We start from the raw sequence: 20,709 nt of genomic DNA, 5'->3' as shown, positions 1-20,709 counted from the left end.
GAACAAGATGTCAACATTAGATTCTAAAATACCACAGGGGCCATTAGCCGACATGTGGACTAAACATAAGAACGAAATTAACCTGGTTAACCCTGCCAACAAACGTAATATTGACGTTATCGTAGTTGGTACAGGACTTGCAGGGGGTTCGGCTGCAGCCACTCTTGCCGAGCTGGGATACAATGTTAAGACCTTTTGTTACCAGGACTCCCCGAGAAGAGCGCACTCGATCGCTGCCCAGGGGGGAATAAACGCAGCAAAGAACTACCAGGGTGACGGAGATTCGGTATACCGCTTGTTTTACGATACGGTAAAAGGAGGTGACTACCGCGCCAGGGAGGCCAACGTGTACCGTCTCGCAGAGGTATCTGCCAACATTATCGACCAGTGTGTGGCTCAGGGTGTTCCTTTTGCACGCGAATACGGTGGACTGCTGGATAACAGGTCTTTTGGTGGGGTACTTGTTTCGAGAACCTTTTATGCCAAAGGGCAAACCGGACAGCAGCTACTTCTCGGAGCCTACAGCGCCATGAACCGACAGATCAACCGCGGAAAGATAAAATCCTACAACCGTCATGAGATGCTCGACCTGGTGATCGTGGATGGGAAAGCACGAGGAATTATAGCCAGAAACCTGGTGACCGGGGAGATCGAAAGACATTCTGCTCATGCCGTGGTTATTGCTTCAGGAGGATACGGAAATGTATTCTTCCTGTCTACCAATGCCATGGGAAGTAATGTTACTGCTTCCTGGAAGATCCACAAGAAGGGGGCCTATTTTGCTAATCCCTGCTTTACACAGATTCACCCGACCTGTATCCCGGTTTCCGGGGAGCATCAGTCTAAACTAACCCTGATGTCGGAGTCCCTGAGAAACGACGGAAGAATCTGGGTTCCTAAAAAACTGGAAGACGCCAAGGCTATTCGGGAAGGAAAGCTTAAGCCAACAGCGCTGGCGGAAGAAGACCGCGATTACTACCTGGAGAGGAGATATCCTTCCTTTGGTAACCTGGTACCACGTGATGTGGCTTCCAGAGCAGCCAAAGAACGCTGTGATGCCGGATTTGGAGTAAATGCCACAGGAGAGGCCGTTTACCTGGACTTCTCTTCTGCCATCATGAGATACGGAAGGGAAAAAGCGGTAACCAGCGGTATTAAAAACCCAACCGAAGACCAGGTAAGAAAACTTGGAGAAGAGGTTATCGAGGCTAAATACGGGAACCTCTTCCAGATGTATGAAAAGATCGTTGACGAAAATCCGTATAAAACCCCAATGAAGATCTATCCCGCGGTACATTATACCATGGGAGGTATCTGGGTAGATTACAACCTGATGACTACCATCCCTGGCTGTTATGCAGCCGGAGAGGCGAATTTCTCCGATCACGGAGCGAACAGGCTTGGTGCCTCTGCATTAATGCAGGGTCTGGCCGACGGTTATTTCGTATTGCCTTACACGATAGGGGATTACCTGTCTAAGGACATCCGAACCGGGGAGATCTCAACCGACCTTCCTGAATTTGAAGAAGCCGAGAACCATGTAAAAGCACAAATAAGCAAACTGATCAATAACAACGGTACCAATTCTGTAGATTATTACCATAAAAAACTTGGTAAGATCATGTGGAACAAATGCGGAATGGCACGTAATGAGCAAGGTCTAAAGGAAGCCATTGAGGAGATCAGTGCCCTTCGCGAAGACTTCTACAAAAACGTACGTGTTCCCGGAGAGGAGAGCGGAAAGAATTCTGAACTGGAGAAGGCAATGCGCGTTGCCGACTTCCTGGAACTCGGAGAGCTCTTCGCAAAAGATGCCCTGCACCGAAATGAATCCTGTGGAGGACACTTCAGAGAAGAGTACCAGACCGAAGAGGGCGAAGCACTCAGGGATGATGAAAACTTTAAGTATGTCGCAGCCTGGGAATACAAAGGCGAACCCAAGGATGCCGTACTTCACAAGGAAGAGCTCATCTACGAGAACATCGAACTTAAAACAAGAAGTTATAAGTAAAACCGTTGCCTGATCGCAACCCCTGCTTCAGGGCAGGCTTAAAGCACCAAGATTATGAATTTAAAACTCAAAATATGGCGTCAGAAAGATGCCGATTCAGCTGGAAAGATGGTAGACTACGAGATCAGTGATGTATCTCCTGACATGTCTTTCCTGGAAATGCTTGACGTTCTTAACGAGGATCTGATCGCCAAAGGCGATGACCCGGTAGAATTTGATCACGACTGTCGCGAAGGTATTTGTGGCGCATGCTCGCTACAGATCAACGGCGAACCTCACGGGCCTGACCGCGGGGTGACCACCTGCCAGCTTCATATGCGAAAGTTCAAGGATGGGGATACCATATACATTGAGCCCTTCCGTGCAAAGGCTTTCCCGGTAGTAAAAGACCTGATCGTAGACCGAAGTTCTTTTGACCGCATCCAGCAAGCGGGAGGATATATCTCGGTAAATACTTCCGGAAATACCATTGACGCCAATGCCATTCCCGTAAATAAGCACGATGCCGACAAAGCATTCGACGCCGCTACCTGTATCGGCTGCGGGGCCTGTGTTGCAGCTTGTAAAAACGCAAGTGCCATGCTGTTTACCTCCGCAAAGGTTTCCCAATTCGCCCTTCTTCCACAAGGGCAGGTGGAAGCTACTGACCGGGTAATGAACATGGTTCGTCAAATGGACCTGGAAGGATTTGGTAACTGCACCAACACCGGAGCCTGTGAGATCGAATGTCCAAAAGGGATCTCCCTGGAAAACATCGCGAGAATGAATCGCGAATATCTGGCAGCTTCGCTTAAGGGATAGACCCGTTTATAACACTGTTTATCATATAAAAATAGCCTGCAAATTGCAGGCTATTTTTTTACTTCGGAATTACTGCCATGGCACTTTAGACTCCGGCAATTGAAAAGTTGTAAAATCACTAATACATTGTTTACCAGTGCTTTGAATACTTTTTTTCGTAAATTACCGTTTTAAAATCATCACTATGAAAAGATCCATTCAACCAGCGATTATTCTTCTTTTAATGTTCACCTTTCATTGGGTGGATGCACAGACCCTAAGTAAAGACGAAAAAAAACGCGTCGTGAACCTTTATGAGAAGGCCATGGAGCAAACCGAAGAAGAGATCAGAGGGCTAAGTAAGGAGCAATTAAACTTTAAACCCACTGCAGAAAGCTGGTCTATTGCCGACTGTATAGAACACCTTGCGCTATCGGAGGATATGTTCAGGGAAATGCTACAAAAGGAACTCGAAAGTCCCGTAGATCCTTCCGCTGCGCCAGACAAGAAGTTTGATGACAAGGATGTCTACGCCATGATCACTAACCGGGAACAGAAGGTAAAGACCTCCCAACCCCTTGAACCTTCCAATAAGTGGGAAAGTACGAAGGAAACCATGAAGGCCTTTAAAAAATCAAGAAGGGAAACCCATAATTTCATTCAAAAAACAGATAAGGAACTCAGAAGCCATTACTTTGAAATGCCATTTGGCAAACTCGACGGCTACCAGATGCTGCTTTTCGGTGCCGGTCATCAAAGCAGACACAACGCACAGATCACCGAAATAAAAAATAACCCGGACTTCCCTACTTCCTGAGTAATTAAACCACAAAATCAACGAACCCCTGAGCGCGAGCCAGGGGTTTATTTTATTAATTCTTTTGTTAAGGAAGCCTTTATAAGGATACAAATTTGAGCAACCCTCTTAAGAAGATATCACCAGTAAAACATCAATTGACAGCCTCAGCCACCAATTCCATAAACCTTTCCAGCTGAGAAGGCTCCAGCCATCGGGTAACCACCACGAGATCATGTTGTGGAATAACCACAATAAAGTTCCCTCCAAACCCCGCTGCCATAAATACATTATCCGAGAAATCCTTAAAACGATTTTCGCTGTTTAACCACCACATAAAACCATAGTCTGCTTTTGCCAAAGAGGGCTCCGTGGCCAATTTGATCCAGTCTTCACTAATTAACTGACGATCTTTCCACTTCCCGCGGTTCAGAAATAGCAGTCCGAAACGGGCATGGTCTTCCGTATTGATAAAAAGACCTCCGCCGGAGTGGCCGCCGCCTGTGACCGATTGCATCCTGAGTCCGTCTACATTGACCCAGGCATTGTCATATCCGAACCATCGCCAGGTGGAGGAGGCACCTATAGGATCCATAATATTTTCCTTTAACACAGACGGCAATGGCTTTCTCCATACCTGGAGTAAGGAATAGGCCAAAAGATTTACCCGAACGTCATTGTATTTAAAAAAGGTGCCGGGCTCATGAAGGGTACGGTTACGCCATTCATCTACACCTCCCTCTTTTGGTGGCCTGTCGGCCCAGTCATGCCCACCCCAAAGGGTTCCGTACCAGTCTGAAGACTGGTTTAACAAGTGCCTCCAGGTGATCTTGCTGTTATGCGCTCCTTTAAAGGTATCATCCCACACATAATGTGAAACCATGTCGTCTACATCCCGAACAAGCTTTTTGTCCCAGGCTAAACCTGCAACCGTAGAGAGATAGCTTTTGGTTACACTAAAGGTCATATCCACCCTGCGCAGATCTCCCCAGGAAGCAACCGCGTACCCTTTCTTCAGAATCATTCCTGCCGGTCCTCCACGTTCTTTTACAGGTCCGGAGATCTGGTGGTAAGGCTCATGCGCAAACCCCTTTAAAATAGCAATTCTAAGATCACGTTCCCCGGCATATTCATTTGCCAGGGCAAAATTAACGGCCTGCTGTAGTTTCTCCTCATTGAATCCCGCTTCGGCCGGAGTCACCTTTTCCCATACCGCATTGCGGTCCGGAAAATAATAATCAGATTGGGCCGATACCGGAACACTTGTAATAAGCCCTATAAAAAATATAATCCGGAGTTGAAACGGAATGTTGGTTTTTATACTCATCGCGTTATTTTTTAAACGTAAAATTTAATGAAAATTAGTCGTAAGAAGGTCAATGAAAAAATTAATCCGTTTCCTATGGAAAAATTCCGGTCAGGACTAAACAAAAAAAGGAGACGCAGATCAAGATCTTACGTCTCCTTTTCAGGTTTTACACCAAAAAGCTTCATTTGGGGCTATTCTGAGGGGCAATCAGAACATAAACAGCTTTTTAGCAACTAACATCAAACTTTTACTTAATTCCAAGGTCGCTTTTAAGTTCTCATTCAGGGCGTACAAAGCAGACCGACTCTTGGAACCATCATTCTGGTAGGTTACAGAATTCATACTCATAACATAATAGGTTAAAGCTGGTTAGACTTTCAAGGCATTATAAAAGTAGGATTAAACTTCTGTCGAAAAGAATTTAAGTTGTAAAACACCTTTTTGTTGTTGTGTATCCTTCCTTTTATAATTCCGTTATATGTAAGAACGTCAGGGTTGCTTTCATTATCAAACATACAACATTTTCTTACATCCTCGATTAATGACCCTGTTTTTTCGATGAAATGCACTATTTGAATAAAAAAACAGGTCCCGAAGAACCTGCAGTATTGTTTTCCATATGTCACATTATAGGATCATCTCAGGGATTTCGCCCTCAACAATCAATTTTCCCAGGGTTGCATCCTGAATTTCCTCTACAGAAACACCCGGGGCACGTTCCTTCAGTACAAATCCGTTTTCAGACACTTCCAGCACCGCCAGATTGGTTACGATCTTTTTTACGCAACCCACTCCGGTTAGCGGCAGGGTACAACGGTCAAGGAGTTTAGAATCGCCTGCCTTATTAGTATGCATCATGGCTACAATGATATTTTCCGCAGAAGCCACAAGGTCCATTGCCCCGCCCATACCTTTCACCATTTTTCCGGGTATCTTCCAGTTGGCGATATCCCCATTTTCGGCTACTTCCATTGCGCCCAGAATGGTGAGATGTACATGCTGCCCCCGGATCATGGAGAAACTCATGGCTGAATCAAAGAAGGAGGCACCTGGAAGGGTGGTAATGGTTTGTTTCCCGGCATTAATAATATCCGGGTCTTCCTCTCCCTCATAAGGAAACGGCCCCATCCCGAGCACGCCATTCTCACTTTGAAATTCGACCGAAATATCGTCGCGAACGAAGTTTGCAACAAGCGTAGGAATCCCGATACCCAGGTTCACATAATATCCGTCTTTAACCTCTTTTGCGATGCGCTGTGCTATTTGCTCTTTAGTAAGGCTCATATTACTGTCTTTTTCTTACGGTTCGTTGTTCAATTCGTTTTTCGTAGGCGGCTCCCTGGTAGATACGTTGTACAAAGATCCCCGGAATATGAATACTATTCGGATCTAGTTCCCCGGCAGGCACCAGTTCTTCCACCTCAGCAACCGTAATTTTAGCCGCTCCACACATTACCGGATTAAAGTTTCTTGCGGTTCCTTTAAAGACAAGATTGCCGGCTTCATCCCCCTTCCAGGCCTTCACAAAGGCAAAATCGGCTTCAAATGCATGCTCAAGAATATGCATTTTACCATTGAAATCCCGACTCTCCTTACCTTCTCCAACCTCGGTTCCGTATCCGGCCGGGGTAAAAAAGGCAGGAATACCCGCTTGTGCAGCACGGCACCTTTCTGCCAGACTGCCCTGGGGAACAAGGTCGACTTCAAGCTCACCGCTAAGCATTTGCCTTTCGAATTCATCATTCTCTCCCACGTAAGAGGAGATCATCTTTTTTATCTGTCTTTTTTGAAGTAGTAAGCCGAGACCGAAATCATCTACCCCGGCATTATTAGAGATACAGGTAAGTTCCTTTACTCCCAGTTCCACCAGGCGGTTGATACTGTTTTCGGGAATCCCGCAAAGACCAAATCCGCCGAGCATCAGGGTCATTCCATCGCGGACTCCCTGAAGTGCTTCTGTGGCAGAAGGCACCTTTTTATTGATCATAATTTTCAGTGTTTTTCTGTTTACCTCCTTAAATCAAAGAGGTTTACGTGTTGTTTGATTGCAACCTGAAAAATACGAATAATCAATAAAAAGCAGTTTTGGATTTGCTGATTTTTTATCCTGCTGAGAATGAAGCCGGCCATGGATCTAGAAATCGATCTCTACGGCCGGTTTTTTAGGTTTCGGAATACTATCGGTTTCTGCCTCGGCAGCGAGATCGCAATCTACTCTGATACTAAGATCTTCGGGCTGCTCAAAGTCGTCTTTTGAAACTTTTAGATCCTCATCACCATAACACTTCTTCATATACAACCCCCATATAGGCAGGGCCATAGAGGCACCCTGTCCGTAGGTTATCGTGGCAAAGTGGGTTGAACGGTCTTCTCCTCCGACCCAAACCCCGGTAACCAGGTTAGGCACCATTCCCATAAACCAACCGTCACTTTGATTCTGGGTGGTTCCGGTTTTCCCGGCGATAGGATTATCAAATCCGTAAGGATAACCGGTAATGATCTCCTTATAAACGGGTACGTCGCCAAGGGACGAATGCCTCAAACGCATTCCCGACCCCGACTCGGTAACCCCTTTCATCAGGTTCACCGTGGCATAAGCGATCTCAGGACTCAGGACATCCTGTGTTTCCGGCACCGATTCGTAGAGTACGGTACCATTCTTATCTTCGATCCGGGTGATCATTACAGGCTTTACATACACTCCCTGGTTGGCAAAGGTTCCGTAAGCTCCCACCATTTCATAAATGGAGATATCAGGAGTACCCAGAGCAATAGAAGGTACGGGAAGTATACTGGCTTCCACCCCCATTTTTTTGATCAGGTTCACGACTGGTTGTGGCCCTACCATATCCATTAATCGCGCTGTTATCGAATTCACCGAATTGGCAAGACCCTCCTTAAGTGTAATGCTTTCTCCTGTAAATTTCCCGCTGGAATTCTCGGGACACCAGGCTTCCATATTTCCATATTTTCCGGCCTCGATACAGGTAGGCAGATCCGGATATTCATCACATGGAGAAAGGTGCAACTGATCTATCGCGGTGGAATACACAAAGGGTTTAAAGGTAGATCCTGCCTGGCGCTTCGCTTGCTTTACCTGATCGTACTGGAAGTGCCTGTAGTTTATTCCTCCAACCCAGGCCTTCACGTGTCCGGTTTGCGGTTCCATAGACATCATCCCTGTTCTCAGGAAATATTTGTAATACCTGATGGAATCCATCGGGGTCATCACTGTGTCTATATCGCCTTTCCAGGAAAAGACCTCCATAGGAACCGGTTCGTGAAAGGATGCTTCGATCTCTTCGTCGTCCTTTTTAAGGTCGTATTTCATATGTCTCCACCGCTCTGAGCGCCTCATGGTTAAGCGCATCAGGGTGTCTATCTGTCCTTTCCTCAGGTCCTGCCATGGAGCAGTAGGATTTCTTTTCTTGGTATTCTGATGAAAGAATTCGGCCTGCAGTCTGGGCATATGCTCATTTACAGATTCTTCAGCATACGCCTGCATGCGCGAATCTATGGTGGTAAAGATCTTAAGTCCATCCAGGTAGATGTTATACTTGGATCCGTCCGGTTTCCGGTTCTCTTCTTCGTCGGCCCAGTTTTTCAACCAGTCTCTCAGGTACATCCTGAAATAGGTGGCGATGCCCTGGCTATGAGATTCCGGGTGATAATCGATCTCAAGGGGCAATGCCTGCAGGCTGTCCTTTTGCTTTTTAGTTAGAAAATCATTCTTATACATCTGCCCGAGCACGACATTTCTTCTGTTGGTTACCCCTTCAACATTTCTTCTGGGGTTATACAGGGCAGAGTTTTTAAACATTCCTACCAGCATGGCAGATTCTTCCACATTGAGTTCTGCGGGTTCCTTTCCGAAATAGATCCGGGCGGCAGAACGTATTCCATCGGCATTGTTGTTAAAATCATAGATATTAAAATACATGGCTATGATCTCTTCCTTGGTATACTGTTTTTCCAGCTGAACAGCTATGATCCATTCTTTAACCTTCTGTAGGATCCGCTCTCCGATATTTGCGGAAACCTGGTCGGTAAATAACTGTTTGGCCAACTGCTGGGAGATGGTACTTGCCCCTCCCTTAGACCCCAGAAAGGCAACTGCCCTGAGGGTACCCCAGGCGTCGATGCCGGAATGCTCAAAGAACCGTTCATCTTCGGTGGCTACCAAAGCGTTAACCAGATGGTCTGGCAGGTTATCAAAGGGAACGGGCGTACGGTTGTCGCTCAGGTAATATTTCCCCAGAGTTTTGCCATCGGAGGAAATGACCTCAGAGGCCAGGTTAGTCTGTGGATTTTCCAGGATCTCAAATGTGGGAAGTGCTCCGAACACCCCCCAGGAAGCCAGGACGAACAATAACACCACCGCACCCACACCAAGTGCGAATAATCTCCAGAACCACCATACATATTTACGGGATCCCTGGTTCTTTTTCTTTTTATTTGAGGCAGCCTTTTTAGCCATAAAACAACACTATTCTTTATTTTCTATCGATATACCTACGTCTGTAATCCCTTCCAGAGATGTCACGCCTTCCACATTTCCGATTCTCCTCATGGCGTGGTAAACCTCGAGGGTATAGCTGCCGGTATCCGGGAACTTCACCCCTTCTTTATACCACAGCTTATTTTCCTTGAGATCGGTAAAACCCTGACCTAACCACTCGCCGTTCGGGCGGGCCATTTCATACTCCAGCGTATCGGTAATGACACGGCCTTCGGGAAATTCCATATTGACGATAAGAAAGATATTACTGTAGGGAAACCGCTCATCATTGCGAAGATTGATAAAGAGGTCATACACGTTCAGGGTATCCGGAGCATCAAAGGTGAAGGTTACGGCCTGGTCTTTTTTCCAGCCATCTTCAATATTTTGATAATCGGCAAACGCGATCTTATTCTTACTGCACCCGGCTACCAGCATAAGCAGGCCAATGAGAAGGGATTGTTTAAGCATTTCTGGGGTTTCTTCTTTTATTCGGTTTTCGGTTCGCGTTTCCTTTGCCTTTTCCTTTTCCATCGCTCTTTTTACCGGCAGGGGCTGCCTTCTTAGGGGCGTTTCCTTTCTGCTGGGGTTTACCTCCTCCTTTTGGGGGTCTTCCCTTTGAGCGCTTGGTATTCTTTCTGCGATTCTTAGGCCTGTCAAAACGGGTAAGGCTGTCCTGACCTACAACGTTCTCAAAGTCCTTTTTAGTATCTTCTGCAGGATCCAGGGCAAAATCTTCCAGTCCTGCTACCGGTTCACCGGCCTTATTTTTATCTATTATGGTATTCACCTGGTCTACCGACAGCATATGCCATTTTGCCCAATCCCCTTCATAGGCATACCACATAAGGCCTTTAAAAATATCTATCTTCTGACAAACGGCAAGCCCTTTTTCGGTTTCCAGCTTCACATCCTGTTTCGGAAATTCCTTGAGCGCATCGAGGTAAGCATCCAGCTCGTAATTGAGACAGCACTTGAGCTTCCCACACTGCCCTGCAAGCTTTTGCGGATTAAGAGACAACTGCTGGTAGCGGGCACTTGCGGTGTTTACCGAACGAAAATCTGTCAGCCATGTAGAGCAACAAAGTTCTCTTCCGCAGGAGCCGATTCCTCCCAGCCTGGAGGCCTCCTGCCGGTACCCGATCTGCCGCATCTCAATTCGGATATTAAAGGCCCGGGCCATGTCCTTAATGAGTTGACGAAAATCCACGCGCCCTTCGGCCGTGTAATAAAATGTCGCTTTGGAGCCGTCTCCCTGGAATTCGACATCAGAGATCTTCATCTCCAGTCCGAGGGCAATAGCCAGTTCCCTGGAGCGCTTTTGAACAGCAGCCTCCCGGTCTCTTACCCCTTGCCAGATATCGATATCCTTTTGAGAGGCCTTCCGGTAAACCTTAGGCATGGCAGGATCTTCAGGATCCGTGCCCTTTTTCTTCATCTGCACTTTTACCAGCTCCCCGACGAGGGTAACAATACCGACGTCATGTCCGGGGCTGGCTTCAGTAGCCACCACGTCCCCTATAGACAGGGTCAGGTTCTCTGTATTTCTGAAAAACTCTTTTCTACTATTCTTGAAACGTACCTCCACGCAGTCAAAAGGCTTTTGACCATTGGGGAGAGACATATTGGAAAGCCAATCAAATACCGTAAGTTTATTACAACCGTCACTTCCGCAAGTTCCATTATTCTTACACCCGCGCGGCTGCCCATCCTTACCGGTTGAACAACTGCTACAACCCATAATTTTATATCTTGAACCGGTTGTGCTGCGGCTGCAGCAACCTCCGGAGAAAGTTCATATTTCCGTTAACTATCTTCGTAAAGATAAGATTATTTCGCAACAAGAAAAACGCGCTACTTTTTATACAAAAGCGATTCGGACCTTCCCTTTTTAAAGATCTTGTTGCTTTTGTCCTTACCGCGTCGCAAACGCTTTTGCTCCTCTTCTGGGAGTGCTATGATCTCCTTACACCGATCTGAACAACACCTATCCATCTCTGCCGCACACGCTTCACACTGAATAAAGAGCAAATGACAGCCGTCATTCGCGCAGTTCACATGCGTATCACATGGCTTTCCACATTGGTGGCAGCTGGCAATCACATCGTCAGAAATGCGTTCGGCACGCCGGTCATCGAAGACGAAGTTTTTCCCTATAAACTTATTTTCCAGTCCCATTTCCTGTACCTGGCGAAAATAATTGATGATACCGCCTTCCAGCTGGTATACATTCCTGAAGCCCTTGTGCTTGTAATAGGCACTGGCCTTTTCGCAACGTATTCCCCCGGTACAATACATAACCAGGTTGCGGTCTTCCTTGTGCTCCTTAAGATCCTCCTCAATGATAGGAAGCGACTCCCTGAAGGTATCCACATCAGGGGTAATGGCATTTCTAAAATGACCAATCTCACTTTCATAGTGATTTCTCATATCTACTACCACCGTGTTGGGGTCTTCCAGGATCTGATTGAATCCCTGCGCATCAAGATGCACTCCCTTATTGGTGACATCAAAACTCGCATCATCCAACCCGTCGGCAACGATCTTATCACGAACCTTGATCTTGAGCTTCAGAAAGGAAAAATTATCCTGTTCAATCGCTATGTTCAGGCGCACATCCTCCAGAAAATCAATGCTGTCGAGGTGCTTCTTAAATGCTTCGAAATTTTCGGCAGGCAGCGAGAGCTGGGCATTAATACCTTCATGGGCCACATAAATCCTCCCAAGAACTTCGAGGGCATCCCACTCCAAAAAGAGCTGATCCCTGAAATCATCAGGATTCTGAATATGATGATATTGATAAAAAGATATGGTTAACCGGTCCTTCCCGGCCTTTGCTATCAGTTCTTTACGCTCTTCTGCGCTTAATTTATTGTACAGTTGCATGCTATACTTAAATTTTATAAGCGTTAATTAAACCGCAAAAGTAAGGTATTTTTGGCCCTCCTGAAAATACCGGGCGCCGCAGTGTTTATTCCCACCCCATCCCCTGTTGAAACATTCATAAGAATTTGGATTTAATCCCTATTTGTGGAATTATTCCATAAAAAAGTGGGGTTTTAGTAATTGTCTGGTGAAAAATAAATAGTATTTTAGCAGCATTCACAAAATAAAACCATATCGTACATGAGCTCGGAAAAAGATGCGAAGTTAAAAGCGCTGAAACTCACGTTAGACAAACTTGACAAGACCTACGGAAAAGGGGCGGTCATGAAAATGGGAGACAGCGTGGTTCAGGATGTAGAAGTTATTCCATCCGGATCCATAGGTCTGGATATCGCCCTCGGTGTTGGAGGATACCCAAAGGGAAGGGTCATTGAAATTTACGGGCCTGAATCCTCAGGTAAGACTACCCTCACCCTTCACGCCATTGCCGAAGCTCAGAAAGCTGGGGGGATTGCTGCATTTATCGATGCCGAACATGCTTTTGACAGGTTTTATGCCGAAAAGCTGGGGGTAGACATCGACAACCTGATCATCTCTCAGCCCGACAACGGAGAGCAGGCTCTGGAAATCGCAGACAACCTGATCCGTTCCGGCGCTATTGATATTGTGATCATTGACTCTGTGGCAGCCCTTACCCCTAAAAGTGAGATCGAAGGTGAGATGGGAGATTCCAAAATGGGATTACATGCAAGACTGATGTCCCAGGCCCTTCGAAAACTAACCTCCAGTATCAGCAAAACCAAATGTACCGTGATCTTCATCAACCAGCTAAGGGAAAAGATCGGAGTAATGTTCGGTAATCCGGAAACCACTACCGGGGGTAATGCTCTTAAATTCTATGCTTCTGTGCGCCTGGATATAAGAAGATCTACCCAGATTAAAGACAGTGGCGGAGATGTTTCAGGAAACAAGACACGGGTAAAGGTCGTAAAGAACAAGGTAGCACCACCGTTTAAAGCGACGGAATTCGATATTATGTACGGGGAAGGAATTTCGAGAATCGGAGAAATCCTCGACCTGGGTGTCGAATACGACATTATTAAAAAGAGCGGCTCCTGGTTCAGCTACGGCGACACCAAGCTCGGACAAGGAAGGGATGCAGTAAAGGTTCTGCTTAAAGACAACCCCGAACTGCTCGAGGAACTCGAAGAAAAGATCAGAGAGGCCATCAAAGCCCTGAAAGAATAACAACAAAAACCCGGATAATCTTCCGGGTTTTTTTATGCTGATACGCAACCATTTAAGATTTTCTGCATCTAGATAGTAAAACCAACGTTTAGGATCAAGATGAAGAAACTTCTGATATATATAGTTGTTTTACCTTTTCTCCTGACCCTGCACGGTTGTGATCTTAATGATGATGATGGGGTTGACTATTACTTTGAGGCCCTCGAGGTGGTAAGCGCAGATTTTCCGGAAAGCTTTGAATTCGGGAAGATTTACCGGATCGATGTAACCATGCTCCGACCAAGCACGTGCCATTACTTCGAAGGCTTTGATTTTTCCCGCACCGGCGACACCAACACAGAACGGACGATTTACCCGATAAGTTCTGTGGTGGAGCGAACCAATTGCGAAGAACTACCAGAGGAAACGATCACATCATTTTTTGACTTTGAGGTATTGTTTACTGACACATATGTCTTTAAATTATACTCCGGGACCGATACCAGTGGCGAAGACCAGTTCATTGTCTATGAAGTACCGGTAGTAAACCCTCAGACCAATTAAAACAGATCACTCTAAGTAGGTGCAGCTTAAAAAACTCGTTTCGCGTTGTATTCAACAGGACCGAAAGGCCCAGGAGGAATTATATCGCATATTCGGAGACAAACTCTATTCGGTGTGTCTTAAATATTCGCGAAACCGGGTCGAAGCCGAAGATAATTTACAGGATAGTTTTGTGACCATATTTGAGAAGATCGGTCAATACCACTTTAAGGGATCTTTCGAAGGATGGCTGAAAAGGATCACCATCAATACGGTTTTACAGAAATACCGGAAAGATGGGGTGCTGTACCTGGTGTCAACCCAGGAGTTACCTGATACGGCCGCCCTTGTTATCGAAGAAGATGATACCGACCTGGACACCCTGCTCAAACTCATTCAGGAGCTCCCCGATCAGTACCGTCTAACCTTTAACCTCTACGTTCTGGACGGATATTCACACAGGGAGATATCAGAAATGCTGGGAATCAGCACCGGAACTTCAAAGTCGAATCTGGCCAGGGCAAAAGCCCTATTAAGAACAAGAATACGAGAAATAATTCACCAAAAAGAAGCTAAAAGCTCTAATCAATAATGAAAGAAGAGAAAGATCTTGAAAGATTATTCCAGGAGCGATTTAAGGATTTCGAATCCCGTCCGCAGCACGACCTCTGGGATGGTATTCTGAATCGCCTTGAGGCTTCAGAGAAAAGACGCGTACCCATCTTTCTATGGAAAAGACTTGGCGGAATCGCCGCTGTAATGGCCATAGCCCTTATGGGCACATTGGCCTACCTTACAGCTCCGGTTACACCTCAGCCTTCTCTTCCTGTAACCTCTGTTCCTGCCGAGGACGTCCCTACCCCGGTTAATACCCCACAAAAGGATAATTTTCCCGGGGTAAAGGTTACTCAGACCGAATCCAGCTTCGCATCCTCTCCGGAAATTCAGGTTAAAAACGCCTTCTCTTCCGCCTATGACAACATCAAGGGAGAAACCGGGCAGCCTTTAACAACAGAACCAGGCACTGCCGGCCTTGAAAAAAACACCCTCCAAACCATGGTTTCCCTTACCCCCAACTCCATAACGGGCATGCCTTTACCACTAACCCTATCAGGTACCTTATTCCTTGAGCGAGACCCACAAAAGGATGATGCATCGCGAAGCGTGTTAACGGCCCACCTTGATGATCCGTCAGAGGCACTGAACGAAAAGCAGCCCGGTTTAAACCGATGGACGGTCAACCCCTCCATTGCCCCGGTTTATTACAACACCTTAAAAAGCGGATCTCCCGTGGCACAAAGGTTTAACGATAATTCAAAAAACGGGGAAACCCACCTGAGTTACGGGCTTAATGTGGCTTACCAGGCTGCCAATAAACTGATCGTCCGCACCGGGGTGAACAGGGTTACCATGGGATACACCACAGACGGGGTTTCCTTTTCTGCAGGTACTGCGTCGGCCCGGAGCTCCGAAACGATCGATTACTCCAACAATAACCTGAACATTATCATCAGTGATCTTGGGCAACGCCCACAGAGCACTATCCAGTCTGATATCCCGAAGGCAGGCGCGATCTATAACGGCAACATGATACAACGTATGGGATACCTCGAAGTTCCCTTTGAATTAAAATATCAAATGACAGGAAATCGCCTCGGGGTTCACCTGATTGGCGGTGTGAGCTCTTTATTCCTTCTGGACAATCAGATCCTTCTTCAGTCTTCAACTATTTATACCGAAGTCGGGGAGGCCAACAATATTAATTCCATGAATTTTAGCACCAACCTGGGAGTTGGGGTAGACTACCGCTTTACTGACGAACTTTTGTTCAACCTCGAGCCTATGTTCAAATATCAATGGAATACCTTCTCAGGGAATGACGGCGGTTTCAGCCCATATCTCCTGGGGATATATACAGGTTTTAGTTTTAGGTTTTAAACTTTTAGTTGGTTAGGTTAAATTGCTAAAGCAATGATGACCGGAATGCTCCCTGTGGTGGGGAGCATTTTTTTTACTGCTCTTCCAGAAGACAATCCAGGATCACCTTACGGGTTTGATCCCTTAACTGGCTTTTACAACTGAGATCTTTACCTTCGGTATCAAGGAAACGATGGATATGGACCCTCATCCTTCCGGGCCCTCCCTTGCAAAACTCAAATGGAAACCGTTTTTTATTATCGCGGAATGTCATAGGAACCACAGGAATCTGATGATCTATGGCCAGACTGAAGGCTCCATCCTTAAACCTATCCAGAACAATATCTTCTTCTATAGGCACTCCCCCTTCCGGAAATATGCAAATACTCAGCCCCTGGTTCAAACGGGCCTGGGCCCTCTTAAAAACACCGGACCTGCTTTTGGTGCAACTGCGGTCCACCATGATGCACACCTTCCTGTAAAAGAAACCGAATACAGGTAGTTTTACCAATTCCTTCTTCCCAACAAAAACGAAAGGGTTTCGGCTTGCCCTGAGCATAAGCATGATATCGGCCATAGAAACATGATTAGCTACCAGCATATAACTTTTTCCTTTCTCCAGTTTCTGTTCCTTCTCAAAAGTGGGAAAAAAACCCATCCCATATAATATAGTGGTTGCCCAAATATTCCTTGCAAACCAGAAGAATTGCGGGTATAAACGTTCAGTAGAGGTAAGGATCAACAGTACCGGAAAAAAGAGGAGTATCGGTATCCCCGCAAGGAGATAGAACCATATTCGATACAACAACATTAAAAAACATCTCAGTGGCTTGAGCATGGAGCAATACTATTAACTACGGTTACAAACATAACCTATTAATTCAAAAGGTACCAACAAATACTCCAAGGCTATTTTTAAAGTCTTTTACGATACTTAACTTTGCGCGACACTAAAGCTCAATATAAATGGCAAGAATTTTAACAGGCATTCAAAGTACGGGTGTTCCACATCTTGGTAATCTCCTGGGAGCGATCATCCCCGCTATTGAAATGGCAAAGCAGCCGGAAAACGATTCCTTTCTTTTTATAGCCGACCTGCACTCACTTACCCAGATAAAAGACGGGGATACCCTGCGTGCCAACACCCTTGCTACTGCTGCGGCCTGGCTTGCCTGCGGACTCGATACCAGTAAATCTGTTTTCTACCGCCAAAGCGACGTGCCACAAACCACAGAGCTCACCTGGTACCTGAGCTGCTATTTCCCTTACCAGCGGTTAACACTTGCCCACTCCTTTAAAGATAAGGCCGACAGGCTGGCTGATGTGAACACCGGCCTCTTTACGTACCCCATGCTCATGGCTGCAGACATCCTGCTCTATGACGCAGAGTACGTACCCGTAGGAAAAGACCAGTTGCAACACCTGGAAATGACCAGGGATGTGGCCTCGAGAATACACAGCAAGGTTGGAGAGCTCTTTGTCATGCCTGAAGCCAGGGTGCAGGAGAACACCAAACTGGTTCCGGGAACCGATGGGGAAAAAATGAGCAAATCAAGAGATAATATCATCAACATATTTCTTCCGGATAAAAAGCTCAGAAAACAAATTATGGGTATTAAAACCGACAGCACCCCGCTGGAGGAACCTAAAGATCCTGACACATGCAACGTTTTTGCGCTCTATAAACTGATGGCCAGCACAGCTGAGACGGAAGACCTACGCCAAAAATACCTTGCCGGCGGCTTTGGTTACGGCCATGCCAAACAGGCACTGTACGAACTCATCACAGCCCGTTTTGCAGAAGAGCGGGAGCGCTTCAATTATTTTATGGATCACCCGGAAGAGGTTAATGCGATTCTTGAAGAAGGCGCTGCAAAAGCGGCTGCGGTGGCCAACAAGGTGCTCCAGCGCGTACGGGAAAAGATGGGCTACTAAATTCAGGCAATTTCAAAATATTTCCCGGGCAGCGGCCGGACCACCCCCCGCATTTCCATACCTAACAGGGTTACCGAGACTCTTTGTACCGGCATTTGACAAGACAAGGCGATATCGTCTATGAGCATCTTCCCATGCAGGTGCAGTTTTTCATAGACCTCCTCTTCATCCGGATCAAGAACCGGAAACAACTGGGGCTGAGCCGGACTATTTCGCTTTGAGGTTTCATCCCATCCCAGCATATACACCAGGTCTTCGGCGCTCTCCAGAAGATGAGCCCGGTGTTTCTTAATAAGGGCATTACAGCCTTTTTTAAATGGTTCGCCGGGACTGCCGGGTACCGCAAAGACCTCCCGGTCATAGGAATTGGCAATATCTGCGGTGACCAGGCTTCCTCCCTTTTCTGCGGACTCCACAACGACCACAGCCTCAGAGATTCCTGCAATGATCCGGTTGCGCCTAAGAAAGTGATCTCTCTCCGGACCTTCATTACCCCAAAAATCGGTGATGAACCCGCCGTTTTTGAGGATGCGGTCATTGTATATTCGATGCGCATAAGGATAGGTTTGCCCTAATCCATGAGCCATACAAGCTATGGTTTGCAAGCCATTTTCCACTGCCGAAAGGTGGGCGCAAATATCCGCCCCATAGGCATAGCCGCTTACAATTACAGGTGCATACGGAAGGAGGTCCTTTACAAACTGTTCGCAAAATTCCCTGCCTTCACGGGTAAGCCGCCTTGTACCTACTATACTTATACAACGCCTAGGGTTCAGATTCACATCTCCCTGAACAAACAAAACCAATGGACCGTCCGGACATTGATTGAGCCTGAAGGGAAAGTCAGGATGCGTAAACGGAATGGCCCTGATATTGCGCGATTCTATCCAATGGAGTTCCTTCCCGGCCCGGGTCAGATTTTCCTTTTCCCTTATCATACGGACTGCGGCAGAACCTATCCCCGCGATCTGCATTAATTTCCCCGGAGATTCGCTGAAAACGGCTTCAGCACTCCCGCAGGCTTCTATCATTTTTCTTGCCCTGAGATCCCCGATCCGCGGAGTTCCCTGCAGGGCCAGCAAAAAATACAATTCGTTCTGACTGGTCATTGTTTTGATTTTCCGGACGTTAATAGGGGGATTTCTTAATCTGTTAATAAATTTAGGATAACAATCTCAAATCCTTTTACATTTTTTTACATCTTTGTTTTATGCATATAGAAAAATACATCAGTGACCTGCTTTACCGCTACCAGTGTGTGACGGTTCCCGGACTTGGATCTTTCCTTGCGAGACACCAATCTGCTAAAGTGTATCATACCACTAATGTATTCTATCCGCCCACCAAGGTAATTTCCTTTAACGGCCAGCTAAGCGATGACGACGGCCTGCTCACCAAGCATGTGGCCCAGGTGAACCAGATCGCCTATGAAGAGGCTTCGGCAAGGATCAAAAAAGAGGTCCAAAGCTGGGTCTCCAAAATGGAAAACGGAGAGACCATTGCAATGGACCAAATCGGAGAGATCTGGTACAGCAATGAAAATAAAATTCTCTTTCAACCTTCTGACCACGTCAATTACCTCACCAGCTCCTTCGGTCTGTCTTCCTTTGTTTCTCCTGCCGTTAGCAGGGAGACCCTTAAGGCAGAAGTAGAAAAGCTGGAAGAGAAGACACCGGTAGCATTTACCCCGGAACGTCGCACAAACATCCCTTCCCTGCTCAAGTATGCAGCCGTATTTATGCTTGCCTTATCGGCGGGTACTGTAGGCTACAAACTGGTGGAACAGGATTACAACCGGCGCATGGAGTTTGCCCAGCAGGAAGCCCAGCAGGAAGTGGAAAAAACGATTCAACAGGCTACATTTTTCGACACTTCACCCATTGAACTACCGGCTGTAACCCTGGAATTGCATAAAGCCCCCCTGAAATATCACATTGTTGCAGGCGCCTTTCGTATTGAAGCCAATGCACAGAAAAGGATAGACGAACTCACAGACCGCGGATTTGATGCGCATCTGTTAGGCGTAAACAAATACGGATTGCATCAGGTGGCTTATTCCAGCTTTGCCGATGTAGACGAAGCTTTATCCTATCTCAGAAAAATTAAAAGAGAGGAGTCTCAGGATGCCTGGCTTCTTGTAGACTAGCTATGCACAAGCTTCCAACCCTGCTTTAATACGTTAACCATGTTAGACCGGGAAAGGAGTACCGGCTTCATAGGTGCTCTTAACAATATTCACACTCTTAGCACGGAAAGCACTGAACAACTGCTCTCCATTACCGATGAGGTTTTCCTGGAAAAACAGGAACTGCTGCTTCCCTTTGGAAAAGCCTGCAGGCATATTTATTTTGTGAACCGCGGATTCGTTAGAATTTATTACCTGAAAAACGGAAAAGAGGTGACCGAATGGTTCGCTGACAAGGGCGAATTTTGTTTTTCCATCGAAAGTTATTTTACCAATCAGCCCAGCTCCCTGGCCATAGAGACCATCGAGGAGAGTCAAATCTTCAAAATCCCCCGGGAAGACATCAGCCGCCTGATAGGCAGTAATCTTGAAATAGCAAACCTGTTCATAGCCATGTTCTCAGGTTCCCTTGTATTGTCCCAGCAACGCATGAGTTCCATACAATTTGAAACCGCAAGAGAGCGGTATGAACACCTCGAAAAACACCACCCCAACATCATTCTCAAGGCGCCTCTGCAACACATTGCCTCTTTCCTGGGTATTACTTCAGAAACGCTCAGTCGGATCAGGTCCTCACGTATTTGACATATATCAATTGAGTTGCGGGAACAATTCTTCAATT

Annotated in this window: 19 protein-coding genes; 10 read left to right on the top strand and 9 right to left on the bottom strand. The window is 46.5% G+C overall.

Annotated elements, in window-relative coordinates:
* The first annotated feature begins 7 nt into the window (after window positions 1–7).
* From K7R11_RS02185 to K7R11_RS02175, 3 genes are all read left to right on the top strand, one after another.
* Window positions 8–2,011 carry a fumarate reductase/succinate dehydrogenase flavoprotein subunit gene (locus K7R11_RS02185; protein WP_224488293.1) on the top strand — a complete coding sequence of 668 codons (2,004 nt, stop codon included), beginning with the start codon at window positions 8–10 and terminating at the stop codon, window positions 2,009–2,011.
* A 54-nt stretch (window positions 2,012–2,065) separates the two neighbouring features.
* Complete coding sequence (locus tag K7R11_RS02180) at window positions 2,066–2,812, top strand: succinate dehydrogenase/fumarate reductase iron-sulfur subunit (protein WP_224488292.1); 747 nt, start codon at window positions 2,066–2,068, stop codon at window positions 2,810–2,812.
* 184 nt (window positions 2,813–2,996) lie between these two features.
* Window positions 2,997–3,608: a DinB family protein gene (locus K7R11_RS02175; protein WP_224488291.1), complete on the top strand. Its 612-nt coding sequence runs from the start codon at window positions 2,997–2,999 to the stop codon at window positions 3,606–3,608.
* 133 nt (window positions 3,609–3,741) lie between these two features.
* Here the strand turns inward: K7R11_RS02175 and K7R11_RS02170 are convergent, their stop codons facing one another.
* The 7 genes from K7R11_RS02170 to trhO all read right to left on the bottom strand — a co-directional run bounded on the left by K7R11_RS02170 (window position 3,742) and on the right by trhO (window position 12,280).
* Entirely contained in the window at window positions 3,742–4,914 is a 1,173-nt protein-coding gene (locus K7R11_RS02170) for a serine hydrolase domain-containing protein (protein ID WP_224488290.1), read from the bottom strand.
* Window positions 4,915–5,523: 609 nt separating this feature from the next.
* Complete coding sequence (locus K7R11_RS02165) at window positions 5,524–6,180, bottom strand: CoA transferase subunit B (RefSeq protein WP_224488289.1); 657 nt, start codon at window positions 6,178–6,180, stop codon at window positions 5,524–5,526.
* 1 nt (window position 6,181) lies between these two features.
* Entirely contained in the window at window positions 6,182–6,883 is a 702-nt protein-coding gene (locus K7R11_RS02160; protein WP_224488287.1) for a CoA transferase subunit A, read from the bottom strand.
* Between the two features lie 147 nt (window positions 6,884–7,030).
* Window positions 7,031–9,373 (bottom strand): penicillin-binding protein 1A, encoded by a 2,343-nt coding sequence (locus tag K7R11_RS02155; RefSeq protein WP_224488285.1) that lies wholly within the window; start codon window positions 9,371–9,373, stop codon window positions 7,031–7,033.
* A gap of 9 nt (window positions 9,374–9,382) precedes the next feature.
* The gene (locus tag K7R11_RS02150) at window positions 9,383–9,865 is read right to left on the bottom strand and encodes a gliding motility lipoprotein GldH (RefSeq protein WP_224488282.1); all 483 of its coding nucleotides are present in this window, start codon (window positions 9,863–9,865) and stop codon (window positions 9,383–9,385) included.
* Complete coding sequence (locus tag K7R11_RS02145) at window positions 9,858–11,135, bottom strand: PSP1 domain-containing protein (RefSeq protein WP_224488280.1); 1,278 nt, start codon at window positions 11,133–11,135, stop codon at window positions 9,858–9,860. Before K7R11_RS02145 ends, K7R11_RS02150 begins: the two co-directional genes overlap by 8 nt.
* A gap of 113 nt (window positions 11,136–11,248) precedes the next feature.
* Window positions 11,249–12,280 carry an oxygen-dependent tRNA uridine(34) hydroxylase TrhO gene (trhO, locus tag K7R11_RS02140; protein ID WP_224488278.1) on the bottom strand — a complete coding sequence of 344 codons (1,032 nt, stop codon included), beginning with the start codon at window positions 12,278–12,280 and terminating at the stop codon, window positions 11,249–11,251.
* A 240-nt stretch (window positions 12,281–12,520) separates the two neighbouring features.
* On the opposite strand from trhO, the gene recA reads away from it, so the two are divergent.
* The 4 genes from recA (at window position 12,521) to K7R11_RS02120 (ending at window position 15,988) form a co-directional block, all read left to right on the top strand.
* Window positions 12,521–13,528 carry a recombinase RecA gene (gene recA / locus K7R11_RS02135; RefSeq protein ID WP_224488276.1) on the top strand — a complete coding sequence of 336 codons (1,008 nt, stop codon included), beginning with the start codon at window positions 12,521–12,523 and terminating at the stop codon, window positions 13,526–13,528.
* A 99-nt stretch (window positions 13,529–13,627) separates the two neighbouring features.
* Window positions 13,628–14,071, top strand: a complete 444-nt coding sequence (locus K7R11_RS02130) for a hypothetical protein (protein WP_224488274.1) — start codon at window positions 13,628–13,630, stop codon at window positions 14,069–14,071.
* A gap of 19 nt (window positions 14,072–14,090) precedes the next feature.
* A complete protein-coding gene (locus K7R11_RS02125; RefSeq protein WP_224488271.1) occupies window positions 14,091–14,642 on the top strand; it encodes an RNA polymerase sigma factor in 552 nt (183 codons plus the stop codon).
* Complete coding sequence (locus tag K7R11_RS02120; protein ID WP_224488269.1) at window positions 14,642–15,988, top strand: outer membrane beta-barrel protein; 1,347 nt, start codon at window positions 14,642–14,644, stop codon at window positions 15,986–15,988. The genes K7R11_RS02125 and K7R11_RS02120 overlap by 1 nt, the downstream gene beginning before the upstream one ends.
* A 73-nt stretch (window positions 15,989–16,061) precedes the next feature.
* On the opposite strand, the gene K7R11_RS02115 is transcribed toward K7R11_RS02120, so the two are convergent.
* Window positions 16,062–16,625, bottom strand: a complete 564-nt coding sequence (locus tag K7R11_RS02115; protein WP_317196461.1) for a lysophospholipid acyltransferase family protein — start codon at window positions 16,623–16,625, stop codon at window positions 16,062–16,064.
* A gap of 308 nt (window positions 16,626–16,933) precedes the next feature.
* Here K7R11_RS02115 and trpS point away from each other — a divergent pair, with 308 nt between their 5' ends.
* Complete coding sequence (trpS, locus tag K7R11_RS02110; protein WP_224488264.1) at window positions 16,934–17,902, top strand: tryptophan--tRNA ligase; 969 nt, start codon at window positions 16,934–16,936, stop codon at window positions 17,900–17,902.
* A gap of 2 nt (window positions 17,903–17,904) precedes the next feature.
* On the opposite strand, the gene dprA is transcribed toward trpS, so the two are convergent.
* Window positions 17,905–19,011, bottom strand: a complete 1,107-nt coding sequence (gene dprA / locus K7R11_RS02105) for a DNA-processing protein DprA (protein ID WP_224488262.1) — start codon at window positions 19,009–19,011, stop codon at window positions 17,905–17,907.
* 101 nt (window positions 19,012–19,112) lie between these two features.
* Between dprA and K7R11_RS02100 the strand changes: the two genes are divergently transcribed.
* Both K7R11_RS02100 and K7R11_RS02095 read left to right on the top strand, forming a co-directional pair.
* Window positions 19,113–20,048 carry an HU domain-containing protein gene (locus tag K7R11_RS02100; RefSeq protein ID WP_224488259.1) on the top strand — a complete coding sequence of 312 codons (936 nt, stop codon included), beginning with the start codon at window positions 19,113–19,115 and terminating at the stop codon, window positions 20,046–20,048.
* Window positions 20,049–20,087: 39 nt separating this feature from the next.
* Window positions 20,088–20,672 carry a Crp/Fnr family transcriptional regulator gene (locus tag K7R11_RS02095; protein WP_224488258.1) on the top strand — a complete coding sequence of 195 codons (585 nt, stop codon included), beginning with the start codon at window positions 20,088–20,090 and terminating at the stop codon, window positions 20,670–20,672.
* The last annotated feature ends 37 nt before the right edge of the window (window positions 20,673–20,709 follow it).

The sequence above is a fragment of the Robertkochia flava genome, assembly GCF_020166515.1.
Lineage (GTDB): Bacteria > Bacteroidota > Bacteroidia > Flavobacteriales > Flavobacteriaceae > Robertkochia > Robertkochia flava.
Note: the sequence above shows the minus strand (reverse complement) of the source record. Positions and strands in the feature narration are given on the sequence as shown.